This is a genomic window from Cellulomonas sp. RIT-PI-Y (assembly GCF_025642745.1).
Classification (GTDB): domain Bacteria; phylum Actinomycetota; class Actinomycetes; order Actinomycetales; family Cellulomonadaceae; genus Cellulomonas.
Genome location: NZ_JANZKP010000066.1, coordinates 1 through 16690 on the forward strand (window position 1 = coordinate 1; position 16690 = coordinate 16690).

General features: G+C 73.5%; 18 protein-coding genes. 8 read left to right on the forward strand and 10 right to left on the reverse strand.

The genetic code is table 11. The annotated features are described in order from the left end of the window. Both OGL89_RS15350 and OGL89_RS15355 read left to right on the forward strand, forming a co-directional pair. Positions 1–841: sugar-binding domain-containing protein (locus OGL89_RS15350; protein ID WP_263121034.1), on the forward strand; the 841-nt coding region annotated here is incomplete at its 5' end. Then, a complete protein-coding gene (locus OGL89_RS15355) occupies positions 838–1449 on the forward strand; it encodes a hypothetical protein (RefSeq protein WP_263121035.1) in 612 nt (203 codons plus the stop codon). The genes OGL89_RS15350 and OGL89_RS15355, both read left to right, overlap by 4 nt. An 8-nt stretch (positions 1450–1457) precedes the next feature. Here the strand turns inward: OGL89_RS15355 and mshC are convergent, their stop codons facing one another. Further along, a complete protein-coding gene (gene mshC / locus OGL89_RS15360; RefSeq protein WP_263121036.1) occupies positions 1458–2723 on the reverse strand; it encodes a cysteine--1-D-myo-inosityl 2-amino-2-deoxy-alpha-D-glucopyranoside ligase in 1266 nt (421 codons plus the stop codon). A gap of 29 nt (positions 2724–2752) precedes the next feature. On the opposite strand from mshC, the gene OGL89_RS15365 reads away from it, so the two are divergent. After that, entirely contained in the window at positions 2753–3757 is a 1005-nt protein-coding gene (locus OGL89_RS15365; protein WP_263121037.1) for a CorA family divalent cation transporter, read from the forward strand. Here OGL89_RS15365 and OGL89_RS15370 read toward each other — a convergent pair. Together OGL89_RS15370 and OGL89_RS15375 are read right to left on the reverse strand one after the other, a co-directional pair. Beyond that, a complete protein-coding gene (locus OGL89_RS15370) occupies positions 3735–4064 on the reverse strand; it encodes a hypothetical protein (protein WP_263121038.1) in 330 nt (109 codons plus the stop codon). The two genes, OGL89_RS15365 and OGL89_RS15370, sit on opposite strands and share 23 nt — an antisense overlap. Next, complete coding sequence (locus tag OGL89_RS15375) at positions 4061–4942, reverse strand: undecaprenyl-diphosphate phosphatase (RefSeq protein WP_263121039.1); 882 nt, start codon at positions 4940–4942, stop codon at positions 4061–4063. The genes OGL89_RS15370 and OGL89_RS15375 overlap by 4 nt, the downstream gene beginning before the upstream one ends. A 63-nt stretch (positions 4943–5005) precedes the next feature. Here OGL89_RS15375 and OGL89_RS15380 point away from each other — a divergent pair, with 63 nt between their 5' ends. Further along, on the forward strand, positions 5006–5956 hold the full coding sequence (locus tag OGL89_RS15380) for an aldo/keto reductase (RefSeq protein ID WP_263121040.1): 951 nt from the start codon (positions 5006–5008) through the stop codon (positions 5954–5956). A gap of 4 nt (positions 5957–5960) precedes the next feature. On the opposite strand, the gene OGL89_RS15385 is transcribed toward OGL89_RS15380, so the two are convergent. After that, positions 5961–6257 (reverse strand): primosomal protein, encoded by a 297-nt coding sequence (locus OGL89_RS15385; protein WP_263121041.1) that lies wholly within the window; start codon positions 6255–6257, stop codon positions 5961–5963. A gap of 74 nt (positions 6258–6331) precedes the next feature. Between OGL89_RS15385 and OGL89_RS15390 the strand changes: the two genes are divergently transcribed. Then, positions 6332–6556 (forward strand): DUF5703 family protein, encoded by a 225-nt coding sequence (locus tag OGL89_RS15390; RefSeq protein ID WP_263121042.1) that lies wholly within the window; start codon positions 6332–6334, stop codon positions 6554–6556. 12 nt (positions 6557–6568) lie between these two features. Here the strand turns inward: OGL89_RS15390 and OGL89_RS15395 are convergent, their stop codons facing one another. The 4 genes from OGL89_RS15395 to ald are packed head-to-tail and all read right to left on the reverse strand — an operon-like array spanning position 6569 to position 11715. Then, the gene (locus OGL89_RS15395) at positions 6569–7933 is read right to left on the reverse strand and encodes a M20/M25/M40 family metallo-hydrolase (protein ID WP_263121043.1); all 1365 of its coding nucleotides are present in this window, start codon (positions 7931–7933) and stop codon (positions 6569–6571) included. 58 nt (positions 7934–7991) lie between these two features. Then, the gene (locus tag OGL89_RS15400; protein WP_263121044.1) at positions 7992–10049 is read right to left on the reverse strand and encodes a M3 family metallopeptidase; all 2058 of its coding nucleotides are present in this window, start codon (positions 10047–10049) and stop codon (positions 7992–7994) included. 8 nt (positions 10050–10057) lie between these two features. Beyond that, positions 10058–10594, reverse strand: coding sequence for a GNAT family protein (locus OGL89_RS15405; protein ID WP_263121045.1), 537 nt, complete (start codon positions 10592–10594; stop codon positions 10058–10060). Between the two features lie 17 nt (positions 10595–10611). Further along, a complete protein-coding gene (gene ald, locus OGL89_RS15410) occupies positions 10612–11715 on the reverse strand; it encodes an alanine dehydrogenase (RefSeq protein WP_263121046.1) in 1104 nt (367 codons plus the stop codon). A gap of 100 nt (positions 11716–11815) precedes the next feature. Here ald and OGL89_RS15415 point away from each other — a divergent pair, with 100 nt between their 5' ends. After that, positions 11816–12334, forward strand: coding sequence for an Lrp/AsnC family transcriptional regulator (locus OGL89_RS15415; protein ID WP_263121047.1), 519 nt, complete (start codon positions 11816–11818; stop codon positions 12332–12334). Positions 12335–12357: 23 nt separating this feature from the next. Beyond that, a complete protein-coding gene (locus tag OGL89_RS15420; protein WP_263121048.1) occupies positions 12358–13107 on the forward strand; it encodes a fructosamine kinase family protein in 750 nt (249 codons plus the stop codon). Between the two features lie 304 nt (positions 13108–13411). Here OGL89_RS15420 and OGL89_RS15425 read toward each other — a convergent pair whose 3' ends face one another. Together OGL89_RS15425 and OGL89_RS15430 are read right to left on the reverse strand one after the other, a co-directional pair. After that, positions 13412–13804, reverse strand: a complete 393-nt coding sequence (locus tag OGL89_RS15425; protein ID WP_263121049.1) for a hypothetical protein — start codon at positions 13802–13804, stop codon at positions 13412–13414. A 248-nt stretch (positions 13805–14052) separates the two neighbouring features. Next, positions 14053–14994 (reverse strand): cation transporter, encoded by a 942-nt coding sequence (locus OGL89_RS15430; RefSeq protein WP_263121050.1) that lies wholly within the window; start codon positions 14992–14994, stop codon positions 14053–14055. Positions 14995–15049: 55 nt separating this feature from the next. Here OGL89_RS15430 and OGL89_RS15435 point away from each other — a divergent pair. After that, a partial coding sequence (locus tag OGL89_RS15435) for a metallophosphoesterase (protein WP_263121051.1) occupies positions 15050–16690 on the forward strand: 1641 nt, incomplete at its 3' end.

Sequence of the window (16690 nt, forward strand, 5' to 3'; positions counted from 1 at the left end):
ACTGCTGGAGCAGGCCAGGGAGCAGGGCATGGTCACCATCACGATCCAGGACGCCGGTCTGCACCTGCCCGACCTCTCCGCCGGCGTCGCCGACCACCTGGGGCTGTCCCGGGTGGTCGTGATCGAGTCCACCGGGGACGACGCCGACGTGCGCCGCCAGGTCGGCGAGGCGGCGGCCGAGCTGCTCAGCGCCACCCTGCGGTCCGGCGAGGTGCTCGGCCTGGCCTGGGGGCGCACCCTGACCGCGATGAGCGCGTCGATGCCGCCGCTGCCCCCGATGGACGTCGTCCAGCTGACCGGCGCGATCGGCACCGACCTGGCCGACTCGCCGGTGGAGGTCGTCCGCCGGGTGGCCCTGCGCTCGGGCGGCACCGCACGACCGATCTTCGCGCCCCTGGTGGTCGACTCCCCCGCCACCGCGGAGGCGCTCCGGCGGCAGCCCGACGTCGCGGCAGCCCTGGAGCTGTTCGACTCCCTCACCACCGCCGTGGTGAGCGTCGGGTCGTGGGACCCGCCCGAGTCGCAGCTGCTGCGCACCGTCGGTGACGCCGAGCAGACTGACCTGCTGGGTCGCGGGGTGGTCGCGGAGGTCGCCTCGATCCTGGTGGCCGACGACGGCGAACCGGTGGCGCCGGACTTCCAGGCCCGGTGCCTGACCATCACCGCCGCGCAGATGCGCCGGATCCCGCGCGTGGTCGCCGCCGCCGGCGGCGCACGCAAGGCCAGGGCGCTCGCCGCCGTGGTTCGGGCCGGCCTGGTGACCGAGCTCGTCTGCGACCGGGCGCTGGCCGAGGCGGTGCTCGCGCTGCCCGCGATCGTCGTTGCCGAGGACCTCGGATGACGCTGGTCGCCGCCTCGCTCTGGTCGGTGCCCGCCGCCGACCGGCCCCGCACCGCCGATCGGCTCACCGTCGCGGGCCTGCGCCGCTGGCACTGGGACGTGTCCGACGGCCGGTTCGCCGCACCGGGCGGATTCGATCCGGCCGAGGCCGCGCTGCTCGGCGAGCGGACCGGGCTCCCCGGCGAGGCCCATCTGATGGTCGCCGACCCGCTGAGCCGGGTCGACGCGTGGGCGGCCGTCTGCGACCGGGTGATCGTGCACATCGAGGCCGAGGGCTGGCGCGCGGCGCTACGACGGGTGGCCGACCTCGGCGCCCGGCCGGGCCTCGCGCTGTCCCCCGGCTCCCCCGCGGTGCTGCCCGACGGCCTGCCGCCCGGGACCGCGGTCCTGGTGATGGCGATCGAACCCGGACGGGCCGGCGCCGCGTTCCGCCCGAGCACCCTGACCCGGCTCGACGCGCTGCACGGTGCGGCCGAGCTCGGCGTCGACGGCGGGGTCACGCCGGATCTCGCCCACCGCTGCGCAGCGCACGGCGCGACCTGGGTGGTCTCCGGCGGCTCGCTCTGCCACGCGCCCGACGCGCGGGAGTGGCTCGACTCGGTGCGCTGAGCGCCGGGTCAGATCCGCACGCCCAGCAGCGCGTTCACCGCCCGGGCGATCACCCCCGGCGCCCCCTCCACCAGCTCGTCGTCCGGCACCCGCCCGGACGACGACAGATCGGCCCAGGCGTCGACCGCCCGCAGCGCCCGCGGGGCGTCCAGGTCGTCGGCGAGGGCGGCGCGGATCTCGGCCAGGGTGTCGTCCGCGGCCGGTCCGCCGTTGCCGGAGACCGCGTCGCGCCAGTGCTCCAGCCGGGCGACCGCGTCGGCGATCACGGTGTCGGTCCACTCCCAGTCCCCGGCGTAGTGGTGCGCGAGGATCGCCAGGCGGACGGCCATCGCGTCCACGCCCTGCGCCCGCAGCCGCGACACCAGCACCAGGTTGCCCAGGGACTTGCTCATCTTCTCGCCGTCGAGCCCGACCATGCCGGTGTGCACGTGGGTGCGGGCACCGTGGCCGTCGTCCAGCAGCCGGGCGTGCGACGTGGACATCTCGTGGTGCGGGAAACGCAGGTCGTTGCCGCCGCCCTGCACGTCGAAGGGCAGCCCGAGGCCGTCCCGGGCGATCACCGCGCACTCGATGTGCCAGCCCGGGCGGCCGGGACCGAGGTCGCCGCCGTCCCACGCCGGTTCTCCGTCGCGCGCCGCCCGCCAGAGCAACGGGTCGAGCTCGTGCCGCTTGCCGGCCCGGTCGGGGTCGCCGCCGCGCTCGCCGAAGAACGCCCGCATGGTGGCCGCGTCCAGCCGGGCGACCGCACCGAAGGAGGGATCGGCCGACAGGTCCGCGTACACGTCGTCCTCCCCGGCCCCGGTCGAGTCCGGCCGGCCGACCCGGTAGGCCGCACCCGCGTCCACCAGCGCCTGCACGGCGCGGACCACGTCCGGCACCGACTCGACCGCACCGGTGTAGACGTCCGGCGGGATGACGCCGAGTGCGGTCATGTCCTCGCGGTAGAGCGCGATCTGGTCGGCGGCCAGGTCCTGCCAGTCGACGCCGGTCGCCCGGGCACGCTCCAGCAGCGGGTCGTCCACGTCGGTGACGTTGGAGGCGTAGCGCACGGTCTTGCCCTCGTCGATCCAGCCGCGCAGCAGCAGGTCGAAGGCCACGTAGGTCGCGGCGTGCCCGAGGTGGGTGGCGTCGTAGGGGGTGATGCCGCAGACGTAGAGCCGGGCGTCCGGCCCCTCGGCGGCGGTCACCAGATCGCCGGTGGAGCTGTCGCGCACCCGGATCGGCCGGCCCTCGCCGGGAAGCTGGGGAATCTGCGGGGCGGGCCAGGTCAGCACGCCGGAAGCCTAACCGGCAGAATGCCCGGGTGGAGAACGCATGGGTGCACGGCACAGAGGGCTGGCACGAGATCGCGGCCGACGGACTGCTGCCCCGGTTGGCCGGTGCGGAGCCGCCCGCCGCGTGGGTGCATGTCGGCGCGCTGGACGAGCTGGCCGATGCCGCACGGCAGGCCGGGATCCCGGAGTCGGCGGTCCGTCGCTCGGTGGACGTGCCGGGAGCCCGTCGGCCGCGCCGCGCCCAGCTGAGGAAGCTGCCCGGCGGTGGACGATTCCTGCTGAGCCCGACCCTGCACTGGGACGCGGACACCCAGGACGTGTCGACCGGCTGGTGGGCATGCCTGGTCGTCGACGACGTCACGCTGACCGCCGAGGAGGGACCGGCCGACCTGCTGCACGACGTGCTCGAGCGCCTGGCCGGCGACGAGCACCTGCCCGAGCAGCCCGGCACCCAGGTGTTCGCGGCCGCGCTGATCGCGCTGGTCGGGCGGGCGGCTGACGTGGAGGTCGGCATCGGGGAGGCGGTGGCGGACACCGAGGCGGTGATCTTCGGTCCGCGGGCCACCGGCGACCCGGCCCAGGTGGTCTACGACCTCAAGCGGGAGATCGCCGAGGCCCGGCGCTCGCTGGTCCCGCTGCTGGCGGCGTTCCCGGAGCTGATCGCGGACAGCGAGGAGTCGGCGGAGACGCGCCACGCCCGCGGCACGGCGACCCGCACCATGCGCTGGATGCGGCGCCTGGACACCGCGCTGGACAAGGTCGACCGGCACCTGGACTCCCACGACGCCCTGCTCGGCGACATGCTCTCGGTCTACCTGTCCCAGGTCTCGGTCCGGCAGAACGAGGACATGCGCAAGATCTCGGCCTGGGCGGCGATCATCGCGGTGCCGACCCTGATCGCCGGGATCTACGGGATGAACTTCCGGCACATGCCGGAGCTGCACTGGCTGGCCGGCTACCCGCTCAGCCTGGTGGTGATGGCCGGATCGGCCTTCGTGCTGTTCCGGCTGTTCAAGCGGTCGGGTTGGCTGTAGCCGGGTCCTGGGCGTAGCCGACGTCCCACACGACCTCGTAGTCGGCCGGCGGGTGCAGCAGCTCGGGCCGGTGCTGCCAGTACAGGTCGCCGTGCAGCCGGAGCATCGCCCAGTGCCAGGACTCGTCGTGGAACACCCGTCCCCGGTCCTCGGCGTCCGGTCCCTGGTACGGGTACTGCGCCCGGGCGGCCAGCTGCGCCGCGGCACCCGCGAGCCCGCCCACCTCGGTGAGCACCCAGGCGTAGGCCCGGCGCTCGGCGTTGAGGTACCGGCAGTACTCCTCCTCCTCCCAGCGCACGTCGATCATGCGCCGGCCAACGGCTTCAGCACGCCGGTCACCAGCAGCAGCACGACCACCGCGGCCAGGCCGACCCGGTAGATCACGAACGGCCGGTAGGAGTAGGTCGACACGATCTTGAGGAAGGCGATGATCACCACGTAGCCGACCAGGAACGCCACGATCGTGGCGATCAGCGTCGCCGCGACCCCGGGCGTCCCGGCGGTGCCGAAGTCGCCGAGGCTCTTGCCGAGCTGGTACAGCCCGGAACCGAGCACCGCGGGCACCGCCAGGAAGAACGAGTACCGGGCCGCCGCCTCGCGGGTGTAGCCCATCAGGCGTCCGGCGGTGATGGTGCCGCCGGAGCGGGAGACCCCCGGGACGAGGGCCATCGCCTGCGCGAGACCGAAGTAGACCGCGTGCTTGGGGGTCAGGTCGGTGAGCACCCGGTCGTTCGCGCCCCGGCGGTCCGCCCAGTCCAGGATCAGCGCGAAGACCACCAGGGTCGCCGCGATCACCCACAGGCTGCGGAACGGCGCCTCGATCGCGTCCTGGAACAGCACACCGAGCACCACGATCGGGATGGAGCCCAGCGCGATGAACCAGGCCATCAGCGCGTCCGGGTCCTTGGCGGCGCCGTCCGGCATGCCGATCCGCGACTTCCAGTCCGGCCCGAGATCGCCCCGCACCGCGCGCCACCAGTGCCGGCAGATCCGCCGGATGTCGTTGCGGAAGTACAGCAGGACTGCCAGCTCGGTGCCGATCTGGGTGATCGCGGTGAAGGCCGCGCCCGGATCGCCGGAGCCGATCAGCTCCCCCACGATCCGCAGGTGCGCACTCGACGACACCGGCAGGAACTCGGTCAGGCCCTGGACCAGTCCGAGGACGATCGCTTCCCAGATGCTCACGGGGAGTCACCCTAACCGCGCGGCGGTCCGATCCCCGGGACCTCGGCCGATAACCTGCCGCTCATGGAACAGCGCCAGCTCGGACGCACCGGCCTGCGGGTCTCCCACCTCGGCCTCGGCACCCTCACCTGGTCCCGGGACACCGACGAGCACGACGCGGCCGAGCAGCTGCGGGACTTCGCGGAGGCCGGGGGCACCCTGGTGGACACCTCGGCGTCCTACGCGGACGGCGGCGCGGAGGACCTGCTCGGCAGCCTGATCGGCCGGGTGGTGGATCGTGAGGACCTGGTGCTGTGCACCAAGGCCGGTGCCCGGCACGGCGTGGTCGACGCCTCGCGCGGGTCGCTGCTGGACACCCTGGACGCGTCGCTGCGCCGGCTGGGCACGGACCACGTCGACCTGTGGCTGGTGCAGACCCCCGACCCGCGCACCCCGTTGGCCGAGACGGTGTCCGCCCTGCGCCGTGCGGTGGACTCCGGCCGGACCCGCTACGTCGGACTGTCGAACCACGCCGGGTGGCAGGTGGCCCGCGCGGCGACCCTGCTCGGCGAGGACCCGGGGCTGGCCGCAGTGGAGGCGGAGTACTCCCTGCTGCAGCGCGGGATCGAGCGCGAGGTGCTGCCCGCCGCCGCCGATCTGGGGGTCGGGCTGCTGGCCTGGTCGCCGCTGGGGCGCGGGGTGCTGACCGGCAAGTACCGGCGGACCGTGCCGGCGGACTCCCGGGCCGCCTCCCCGCACCTGTCCGGATTCGTGGAGCCCTACCTGGGCGCGGAGTCCTCCGGCGTGGTGGAGGCCGTGATCACCGCGGCGCGCGGGCTGGACCGTGCCCCGCTGGAGGTCGCGCTGGCCTGGCTGCGGGTGCGCGCGCAGGTGGCGTCGTCGATCGTCGGCGCCCGGACCCCCGGCCAGCTGCGCGACTCGTTGAACGCCGAGGACCTCGACCTGCCGCCGGAGATCGTGCTGGCGTTGGACGAGGTCAGCGCGCCGGCCCTCGGGTACCCGGAACGCCGTTGAGGAGTCAGCCCTCGTCGTCGTCCAGGTGGTCGTCGAGGTCGTAGTCGTCCTCGTCGTCCAGCTCGGCGTCGTCGTGGTCGTCCTCGTCGTCCTCGGCCTCGTCGTCCTCCAGGAAGAACGGCGTGGACTCGCCGTGCACGGTGACCAGGGCCTCGTCGTAGACCTCGAAGGCGTCGGCCAGCACGTCGTAGGCGTCGTCGACGCGGGAGTCGTCCTCCGTGCGGCGGGTCGCCACGGCGGCGAAGTGCGCCTCGAGCGCGGCGACGAAGCGGTCGAGGGCTGCACGGGGGTCAATGGCCATGGTCAGAACCGTAGCCCCCGAACAGGCACAATGACACCGGCATAGGTCCGGCGACCGCAGTGTTGGGTGGTGCGATGGCACGCAGTAGAGCAACAGACGCACGGCAGTACGAGTACCGGGTGGTGTCGATCCCGCGCAGCACGTCGCGCGGCGACGCCCGGCGCCTGCTCACCGACGAGGCCGAGTACGGCCGCTGGGAGCTGGCGCGGACCAGCATCTACCTCGGTGGCGAGCGCAAGGTGTGGCTACGCCGCCGCATCATCAAGGTCGAGTCGACCCTGGGCGTGTACGCGGAGTGAGACCGTGCGGGCTCACGCCTCGCGCAGCAGCCCGTCCAGCACCCGCACCCCGAACCGCAGCGAGTCGGTCGGCACCCGCTCGTCGACCCCATGGAACAGCGCGGTGAAGTCCAGGTCGGCGGGCAGCCGCAGCGGCGCGAAGCCATAGCCGGTGATGCCGAGCCGGGCCAGCGACTTGTTGTCGGTCCCGGCGCTGAGCATGTACGGCAGCACGACCGCACCGGGGTCCTGGTCCTGCAGCACCCGGGTCATGGTGTCGACCAGGTCACCGGTGGCCGGGACCTCCAGGCCGATGTCCAGGTGTTCCGGCTCGACCCGCACGTGCGGACCGGCCAGCTCGCGGACCTTCGCCAGGACGGCGTCGTGGTCCCCGGGCAGCGGGCGGACGTCGACGGTGGCGGTGGCCCGCGACGGGACCACGTTGCTCTTGTACCCGGCGTGCAGCTGGGTGGGGTTGGCCAGGGTGCGGATCGAGGACCCGACGAACCGCCGGGCCGGGCCGAGCGCGCCGATCAGCCGGTCGATCGCCAGCGGGTCGTCCACGTCCAGCGGCAGGCCGGTGAGGTCGGCGACGCCCTCCAGCAGCGCCAGGACGGTCGGGGTGAGGCGGATGTCCCACTGGTGGGCGCCGACCCGCGCGACCGCGGCCGCCAGCTCGCTCACCGCGTTGTCCGGGTTGACCGCCGAGCCGTGCCCGGCCTGGCCGTCCGCGATCAGCCTGAGCCAGGCGATGCCCTTCTCCGCGGTCTGCAACAGGTAGGCGCGCTGCCCGTCGACGTCCACCGAGAAGCCGCCGACCTCGCTGATCGCCTCGGTGGCGCCCTCGAACAGCTCCGGACGGTGGTCCACCGCGTACCGGGCGCCGAACTTCCCGCCGGCCTCCTCGTCGGCGAACATCGCCACGATCAGGTCCCGGGCGGGGCGACGGCCCTCGCGGATCATCTGGCGGACCACCGCCAGGATCATCGCGTCCATCCCCTTCATGTCCACGGCGCCACGGCCCCAGACCATGCCGTCGAACTCCTCGCCGCCGAACGGGTCGACCTTCCAGTCCTTGGCCTCGGCCGGGACCACGTCGGTGTGCCCGTGCAGCACCAGGGCCGGACGCTCGGGGTGCTCGCCCGGGATCCGGACCACCACGTTGGCGCGGCCGGGGGCGGACTCGAACAGCTCCGGCTCCAGCCCGACCTCCTGCAGCTGGCCGACCACGAACTCCGCGGCCGCGCGCTCCCCCGGGCCGGAGCCGTCGCCGTAGTTGGAGGTGTCGATCCGGATCAGGTCCTGCGTGAGCCGGACGACCTCGGCCTCGGCCGGCGTGCGGAGGCCGGGCTCCGCAGTGGAGCGGTCGTGGTCGTGGTCACCGGGCAGCGGGCTCATGGGAGCCACCGTACCCGCCGTGACCGGGGCGGTCGGGCCCCGGTCACGGCACGCGACGTCAGAGCGCCAGCCCCCGGCGGGCCAGCAGCGGCTCGGTCCGCGGGTCCCGCCCGCGCAGCTCGCGGAACGCCGACATCGGGTCGACCGAGCCGCCGCGGGACAGCAGCACCGACCGGAACCGGTCGCCGTTCTCCCGGCGCAGACCGCCGTTCTCCTCGAACCAGGTCACGGTGTCGGCGTCCAGCACCTCGGACCAGATGTACGAGTAGTACCCGGCCGAGTAGCCGCCGCTGAACACGTGGTTGAAGTACGTGCTCCGGTAGCGGGGCGGCACCGCGGCGTAGTCGATCCCGGCCTCCTCCAGCGCGGCCCGCTCGAAGGCCTCGACCTGATCCACGTCGGCCGGGACCTGCTCCGGGGACAGCCGGTACCAGGCCTGGTCCAGCAGTGCGGCCGCCAGGTACTCCGTGGTGGCGAAGCCCTCGCCGTCCTGCCGCGCCGCGATCAGGGTGTCGATCCAGGCCTGCGGCATCGGCTCGCCGGTCCGGTGGTGGACCGCGTAGGCGGCCAGGATGCTCGGCTCCCAGGCCCAGATCTCGTTCACCTGCGACGGGTACTCGACGAAGTCGCGCGGCACGTCGGTGCCGGACTGGGACGGGTAGCGCACGTCGGAGAACAGACCGTGCAGCGCGTGGCCGAACTCGTGGAACATCGTGATCACCTCGTCCCAGGTGAGCAGCGTCGGCTCACCCGCCGGCGGCTTGGGGATGTTGAGGTTGTTCACCACGACCGGGCGCTCGTCCAGCAGGTGCGACTGGTCGACCAGGTTGTTCATCCAGGCCCCGCCCCGCTTGGCGTCCCGGGTCCAGTAGTCGCCCAGGAACAGGCCGAGCCCGCTGCCGTCCGCGTCGAACACCTCGAACACCCGCACGTCCGGGTGGTAGCCGACCAGGTCGGTGCGCTCGGTGAAGGTCAGGCCGTAGAGCTCACGGGCGGCACGGAACACGCCCTCGGTGAGCACCCGGTCCAGCTCCAGGTAGGGCCGCAGCAGGCTGTCGTCCAGCGAGCGGACCTCCTTGCGGACCTGCTCGGCGTAATAGGACCAGTCCCAGGGTTCCAGCGTGGCGTCGGGCACGTCCCGGCGCAGAGCGGCCTCCAGGGCCCCGGCCTCGGCCCGGGCGTTCGCGACGGCGGCCGGGGCCAGCGGGCGCAGGATGCCGTCCACCGCCGCGGTGGTCCTGGCGGTCGCGTCCTCGACCACGTACGCGGCGTGGTGCTCGTAGCCGAGCAGCTGCGCCCGCTCGGCCCGGGCCCTCGCGAGGGCGAGCAGGGTGGCGCGGGTGTCGTGCTCGCCGCCCTTGCCGCCCCGGGTGACCGAGGCGGTGTGCAACCGCTCGCGCAGGCCGCGGTCCCGGAGCTGGGCGAGCAACGGCTGCTGGGTGGGCAGGATCAGGTCGATCAGCCAGGCGCCATCGTGGCCGCGGCGGGTGGCGGCCTCGGCCGCGGCGGCGATCGCGTCCTCCGGCAGACCGGCCAGCTCGTCGCGGTCGGTGACCAGGACCGCCGCCGCGTTGGTCTCGTCCAGCAGCTGGCGACCGAAGACGGTCTCCAGCCGGGTGATCTCCGCGTTCAGGGTCCGCAGCCGGTCCTGGGCGGCCGCGTCCAGCCGGATGCCGGCCCGGATGAAGTCGGTGTGCAGGTTCTTCAGCAGGTACGCCGTGTCGGCGTCCAGGTCCAGGTCCGCCTGGGCCAGTGCGTCCACCCGGGCGAACAGCCGGGCGTCCAGGAAGATCGCGTCCTCGTGCGCGGCGAGCAACGGGGCGAACTCCTCCTCCAGTGCGGCCAGCTCGTCGGTGGAGTCGGCGGAGGCCAGGTTGTAGAAGACCGTGGCCGCGACGTGCAGCAGGTGACCGGAGCGCTCGAGGGCCACCAGGGTGTTCTCCACGGTGGGTTGGGCCGGGTCGGTGGCGATCGCCTCGACCTCCGCCCGCTCGGCCGCCATGCCCGCCAGCAGGGCGGGCCGGTAGTGCTCGGTGCGCAGCGCGCTGAAGTCCGGCAGGCCGTAGGGCAGCGTGGACGCGGTGGCGAACGGGTTCGCGGGATCGAGGGTCGTCATGTCCGCCATCATCGCCGATCGGTGGTGAGCAGCGTGCCCACCCAGTCGTCGCGCCGGGTGTCCCCCGTCACCGCGCCGCCACGGATGCAGCCCTCCACGGTGAAGCCGGCGCGCTCGGCGACCGCGCGGGACGACTCGTTCCCGGCGAAGGCCCGCCACTCGATCCGGTCCAGCCCCAGTCGGCCGAAGGCCGCGGTGACCACCAGCTCGACCGAGCGGCCCATCAGCCCCCGGCCACGGGCGTCCGGGACCAGCCACCAGCCGATCTCCGCCGACCGCACCGGCTGCGCGGTCAGCCCGATCATGCCCACCAGCCGCTCGCCGTCGGCCACCTCCCGGATCGCCCAGGTCGGGCTGCCCGTGCCCCATCCGCCGGCCACGACGTCGTGCACGAAGCCGACCGCGTGCTCGTACCGATAGGGCGTGGGCACCGTGGTCCACTCCTGGATGTCCGGGTCCTGGCAGGCGGCGACGATCGCGTCGACGTCCTCGGCCCCCGGGGTGCGGAGCAGGACGGTGCCGTCGCTGAGGTCGAAAGGCTCCATCCGGGGATCCTGCCAGCTCAGGGGCGCGGGGTGAACGGAATTCCGTGCGCCGTCGCGACCCCCGCGTGCCGGAGCAGTCCGGCCTCGGTGGTCAGACCTCCGGCCAGGGTCGGGTCGGCATCCACCGCGGCCGCCCACCCCCGGTCGGCGAGGGCGGACAGGTACGGCAGGGTGGCGTTCGTCAGGGCGTGGGTGCTGGTCACCGGGACAGCTCCGGGCAGGTTGGCCACGCAGCAGAACGTGCTGCCGTGCACGGTGAACACCGGGTCGTCGTGGGTGGTGGGCCGGGTGGACTCGAAGCAGCCGCCCTGGTCGACCGCGATGTCGACCAGCACCGATCCCGGCCGCATCCGGGCCACCATCGCATCGGTGACCAGACGTGGCGCGCGGGCGCCGGGCACCAGCACGGCCCCGATCACCAGGTCCGCGTCCGCCACCCGATCGGCGATCGCCAGCGCGGAGGACGCCACGGTCCGGACCCTGCCGTCGAAGGCCGCGTCCAGCGCACGCAGGGTGGGCAACGACACGTCCAGCACGGTGACGTCCGCACGCATGCCGAGGGCGACCTCGATCGCGTGCCGACCGGAGACCCCGCCGCCGATCACCAGGACCTTCGCCGGTTCGACGCCGGGCACCCCGCCGAGCAGCCGGCCCGCTCCCCCCGCGGACGACATCAGGTGGTGCGCGCCGATCTGCACCGCGAGCCGGCCCGCCACCTCGCTCATCGGGGCCAGCAACGGCAGCGAGCCGTCCGCGAGCTGCACCGTCTCGTAGGCCAGGGCCGTGACGCCGGAGGACAGCAACGCGTCGGTCAGCGGGCGGTCGGCGGCGGCGTGCAGGTAGGTGAACAGGGTCAGGTCCTCGCGCAGGAAGCCGTACTCGGCGGCGACCGGCTCCTTCACCTTGCAGACCAGATCCACCCCGGACCACAGCTCGGCGGCGGTCGGCACCAGCTCCGCACCGACCGCAGCATAGGCGTCGTCGGTGAGGGCGGAGCCGAGCCCCGCACCGGACTGCACCAGCACCCGGTGCCCGGCCGCGACGAGGTGGTGCGCACCGGCCGGGGTGAGCGCGACCCGGTCCTCGGCGTTCTTGATCTCGGTCGGGATGCCGATCCTCATGCTGAGCTCCTCGGGACGCGCGTGGTGCGGACGGGCCCATCGTGAAGTTCCGGTCGTTTCCTGCGCGTAACGATGCGAGGTCGTTCGGTACGGTGCCGGTATGACCGAAGCATCGTCGGTTCCCACGGGTGAGAGCCTGGCTCCGCCGCAGGATGTTCGGCGCCCGGTGCTGGACGCGGTCGATCGCCGGATCCTGCGCCTGCTGCGTGCCGACGGCCGGATGGCCAACAGCGCGCTGGCCGCGGCGGTGGGGATCGCACCGTCGACCTGCCTGGCCCGGGTGCGGGGCCTGCGCGACTCCGGTGTGATCCGGGGCTTCCACGCCGAGATCGACCCGGTGGCGGTCGGCCGGGGTCTGCGCGCGATGATCGCGGTGCGGATGGCCCCCGGCTCCCGACACGGACTGACCGGCTTCGCCCGGGACCTGGCGGCACGGCCCGAGGTGCTGGACGTGTACTTCCTGGCCGGTGCGGACGACTACCTGCTGCACGTCGCGGTCCGGGACACCGCGGCGCTGCGCCGCTTCGTGGTGGAGCAGCTCAGCGAGCGGCCCGAGGTCGCCGGCACCGAGACCAGCCTGATCTTCGACCACCTGCGCGGGGTGGAGGAGCCGGGCTGAGCCGCGTGGTCCACAGTGGGTCGATGGCCCTCCACCGCAAACAGCGTCCGGACGCGCCCGACGGCTTCTTCGCCTGCGAGGCGGCGGGACTGCGCTGGCTCCGGGTGCCGGGCGGCCCGCCGGTGGCCGACGTGCTCGACGTCGGGCCGGACCACCTGGACCTGGTCCGGCTCGCGGAGGTGGCGCCGACCCCGGCCGCCGCGACCGACTTCGGCCGGCGACTGGCCGTCCTGCACGACGCGGGGGCACCGGCCTTCGGCAGCCCGCCGGCGGGCTGGACCGGCGACGGCTTCTTCGGGCCGCTGGACAGGCCGCTGCCGATGCCCGCCGGGTCCTCCGGCACCTGGGGCGCCTTCCTGGCCGACTGCCGGATCACGCCGCTGATCGAGGCGCTGCCCGCCGAGGACGACCTGCCCCGGTTCGCGGAGCGGCTGCGCTCCGGCGCGTGGGACGACGACGACCGTCCGGCCCGGGTGCACGGCGACCTGTGGTCCGGCAACGTGCTGTGGACGCCGGACGGCGCGACCCTGATCGACCCGGCGGCCCACGGCGGTCACCGGGAGTCGGACCTGGCGATGCTGGCGCTGTTCGGTCTGCCGTACCTGGCCGAGGTGATCGACGGGTACCAGCGGGTGCATCCGCTACGGCGCGGCTGGCGGCACCGGATCGGACTGCACCAGGTCTACCCGGTGGGCATGCACGCGGTGCTGTTCGGCGGCGGCTACCTCGGTCAGCTGCGGGCCCTGCTGCGCCAGGTCCTGGCCCGGACGTGAGAACGGCGACCCCCGAAGGGGCCGCCGTCGCCGTGGGGCAGCATCCGTACGCCATCGTCCACCGCGCCCGTTTGTCCTTCTCCCGCGCGGCTTGAACCGTCCCGGCCTCGTTGAGGACCGTCGATGACGAGCCACCCGTCCCGCGTCCGTCCATCCCTCGCGAGGGAAGCGTGCTCCGCGTCCGGGCCGGTCCTTCCGCGACGGGATGCTGCCACCGTCACGCGAACCGGGTGAGACCAAGTCTCGCCGGATACAGCGAACGGCGTCCAGGGATTATTCCCCGGACGCCGTTCGCCGGAACGGTTCAGTTCTCCGTGCTCACATCGTCGGTGGTCATCCGCGCGGTGAGGGTGACGGTCGAACCGGCCGGCAGGGTGCCGTCGATCGGGTCCTGGGTGACGACGACCCACTGGGTCGGGTCGTCGATGGTGCGGCCCTGACCGGTGGCGTCGGCGACGTCCACGACCAGGCCCTTGCCCTCGAAGGTCTCCTGCGCGGTGACCAGCAGCAGGCCGGTCTGGTCGTACACGGTGACCTCGGCGTCGGCGGCCGCGGCCGAGCTGGCGCCGGAGCCGGCGGTGGTCTCGTCGGAGCTGCCGTTGCCGGAGGCGCAGGCGCCCAGCAGGCCCACGGCGACCAGCGCGGTGGCGCCCAGGGTCAGCAGGCGGACGGGGCGGCGGGTCAGGGACATGGTCATCGGAGCCCTCCTGGGGCGGATCGTCTGGTCGGTGACCGCGAGCCCCAGGGTCTCCGGAGCCGCGGAGGGTGGAGCGATGCCACGCAGATGGCACCCCGCAGGCGCCGCATCACGACAGGCGCTGCGTCACCCGTCCGACCCGGACGGAGCACCCTCAGCGCACAGGCTACGCCTGGTTACCGGCACGTTTCACCAGGATTTCCCGGGCGTGACGGGGAACACACGCCCGATGACCGGTTCGTCCGGGTTCACCCCGCGAGCGCCGGCTCCTCGGGTTCGGACAGCGACAGCACCGCCCCGATCACCCCGGGCGTCCGGGCCACATCGCGCTCGATCGCGGCCAGCGCGTGCGCGGCGTCGTCCTCGGCCGGGTTCCCGGTCAGGTCCACCGCTCCGGTCAGGAACACCCGCCCGGCACCGACGTACTCCAGCCGCACCTGGGTCACCCGGGCCACTCCGGGCAGGGCGAGCAGCGCCCGGACGGCGGCGCGTTCCAGCTCCGGATCGGCGCCCTCCCCCACCAGGAACCGCCGGTTGCGGTCGATCAGCACCAGCGCGACCACCGCGAGGAGCACGCCGACCAGGATCGACCCCACCGCGTCCGGCACCGCGGAGCCGGTGAGCTGGTGCGCACCGATCCCGGCCGTGGCGATCACGATGCCGACCAGCGCGGCCGCGTCCTCGAAGAACACCGCCCGCACCGTCGGGTCCGACGTGCTCAGCAGGTGCTCCCACAGCTCCCGGTCCCGGCTGTCGGCCGCCGACCTGGCCTGCCGCCACGCCTGGAGGAAGGAGACGCCCTCCAGCACGAAGGCCACCGCCAGCACCACGTAGGCCACGGTGAAGTTCTCCGCCGGTTCGGGGTGCACCAGCTCCTGGATGCCGTGCGTGATCGACACCCCGGCACCCACCGCGAACAGGCCGATCGCGGCGAACAGCGACCAGATGTAGATCTCCCGGCCGTAGCCGAGCGGGTGCGTCCGGTCGGCCGGCCGCGCTCCCCGGCGCTGAGCCACCAGCAGGAAGACCTCGTTCCCGGTGTCCGCCCAGGAGTGCGAGGCCTCGGCGAGCATCGACGCCGCACCGGTGAGGACCGCGGCGACGGTCTTGGCGAGGGCGACCAGGGCGTTGGCGGCCAGGGCCAGCACCACGGTGAGCGTGCTCTCCTGCTGGGGCGAGTCGTCCGTCATGGTCCTGGACTACCACCAGGGCGTTCGTCGCGCTCCCCGTCTAGAGTCGATCGGGATGTCCGAGAACCCCGCTCCCGTCCCTGGCCACCGCGCCCGCACCCGGATCGGCTGGGCGGTCGGCGCGCTGCTGGCCGTCCTCGTCGCCCTGACCTTCGGCGTGACCACCGCCAGTGCCCGGCTCAGCTTCGGCCCGCACGAGGCGCAGTACGACGTGACCACCGATCAGGAGGTCACCCTGGATCTCGGCCCGCTGGGCACGGTGGAGCTCGACTCGCCGCTGCCGCTGGGGCTGGGCGCGCGGGTGACCGTGCAGGAGATCCCGGACAACGTCGACGCGCTGGACGACATCGACACCCTGCAACAGCTGAGCGACGATGCGGCGTCCTATCTGCAGTTCTTCACCGGGCCGCAGGCGACCATCGAGGACGCGGCGCGCGCACTGGTGGTGAACGCGCTCTGGCGGTCCGGGGCCGCGCTGCTGGCGATCGCGGCCCTGGTGCTCGCGGCGCGGGCACTGCTGGGCGGGACCCGGCGGGCGGAGCTGGCCCGCGGCGCACGGCGCCACCACGGCACCCTGGCGTCGGTGACCGCGACCGTGCTGGTGCTGGCCCTCGCGGTGACCGTGTCGGTGGTCCGCGAGCGCCGGGCGGCCACGCTGGCGACCCCGGTGTCGACGGTGTTCGCGGACACCCCGTTGGAGGGCGCCCGGGTCACCGGTCGGCTCGGCGGCATCATCAACACCTACGGCGGACTGCTGGTCGACGCCTACCGGGACAACGAGGACTTCTACGCCCAGGCCGACGACGCGCTGGTCGCCGCCTGGGACGACTGGTCCGCCACGCAGCCGGACGAGGACCCCTCGGACGAGCCCACCGCACTGGACGACGCCGGGACCACCTCGGCGACCGCCGGGGCCACCGCCACGGCGACCGGCTCGCCGTCCCCGTCGTCGAGCGCGACCGAGGAGCCGACCGAGCCGATCACGCTGCTGCTGATCTCCGACCTGCACTGCAACGTGGGAATGGCGCCGCTGATCACCTCGATGGTCGAGCTGTCCGGCGCGCAGATCGTGCTGGATGCCGGGGACACCACCATGAACGGCACCTCGGTGGAGCAGTACTGCGTGACCACCTTCGCCCGGGCGATCCCGCAGGGGGTCGATCTGATCACCGCTCCGGGCAACCACGACTCCTCCGAGACCACCGCGCAGTACGCCAAGGCCGGCGCGACCGTGCTGGACGGCGGCGTGATCGACGTTCGCGGCATCCGGATCCTGGGCGACCACGACCCGAAGGCCACCCGGCTGATCATCGAGCAGCAGCAGGACGAGTCCTACTCCGCGGTGGCGCGACGGCTGCACGACGTGGCCTGCGAGGACCCGGACGGGGTCGACCTGGTGCTGTTCCACAACCCGCGGGTCCCCGCCCTGCTGGACGACGGGTGCGTGCCCGCGCTGTTCTCCGGGCACCTGCACAGCCGGACCGATCCCGAGCAGATCGGCGAGGGCATCCGCTACATCAGTTCCTCGACCGCCGGCGCCCAGGAGAACGAGCCACGGATCGGCCCGCTCAAGGGCACGGCGGAGATGACCCTGCTGCGCTTCGACCCGGACACCCGCAGCATCCTGGACTGGCAGCTGATCGAGATCGGCACGGATGCCTCCGCCACCATCCACGACCGCACCGCCTGGCCGGAG

Coding starts and splice junctions, on each gene's coding strand:
- OGL89_RS15420 (WP_263121048.1), top strand. CDS start 12,358: ATGGCCCTCCACCGCAAACAGCGTCCGGACGCGCCCGACGGCTTCTTC.
- OGL89_RS15405 (WP_263121045.1), bottom strand. CDS start 10,594: ATGGAGCCTTTCGACCTCAGCGACGGCACCGTCCTGCTCCGCACCCCG.
- OGL89_RS15430 (WP_263121050.1), bottom strand. CDS start 14,994: ATGACGGACGACTCGCCCCAGCAGGAGAGCACGCTCACCGTGGTGCTG.
- ald (WP_263121046.1), bottom strand. CDS start 11,715: ATGAGGATCGGCATCCCGACCGAGATCAAGAACGCCGAGGACCGGGTC.
- OGL89_RS15380 (WP_263121040.1), top strand. CDS start 5,006: ATGGAACAGCGCCAGCTCGGACGCACCGGCCTGCGGGTCTCCCACCTC.
- OGL89_RS15425 (WP_263121049.1), bottom strand. CDS start 13,804: ATGACCATGTCCCTGACCCGCCGCCCCGTCCGCCTGCTGACCCTGGGC.
- OGL89_RS15415 (WP_263121047.1), top strand. CDS start 11,816: ATGACCGAAGCATCGTCGGTTCCCACGGGTGAGAGCCTGGCTCCGCCG.
- OGL89_RS15370 (WP_263121038.1), bottom strand. CDS start 4,064: ATGATCGACGTGCGCTGGGAGGAGGAGGAGTACTGCCGGTACCTCAAC.
- OGL89_RS15355 (WP_263121035.1), top strand. CDS start 838: ATGACGCTGGTCGCCGCCTCGCTCTGGTCGGTGCCCGCCGCCGACCGG.
- OGL89_RS15390 (WP_263121042.1), top strand. CDS start 6,332: ATGGCACGCAGTAGAGCAACAGACGCACGGCAGTACGAGTACCGGGTG.
- OGL89_RS15395 (WP_263121043.1), bottom strand. CDS start 7,933: ATGAGCCCGCTGCCCGGTGACCACGACCACGACCGCTCCACTGCGGAG.
- OGL89_RS15400 (WP_263121044.1), bottom strand. CDS start 10,049: ATGACGACCCTCGATCCCGCGAACCCGTTCGCCACCGCGTCCACGCTG.
- OGL89_RS15385 (WP_263121041.1), bottom strand. CDS start 6,257: ATGGCCATTGACCCCCGTGCAGCCCTCGACCGCTTCGTCGCCGCGCTC.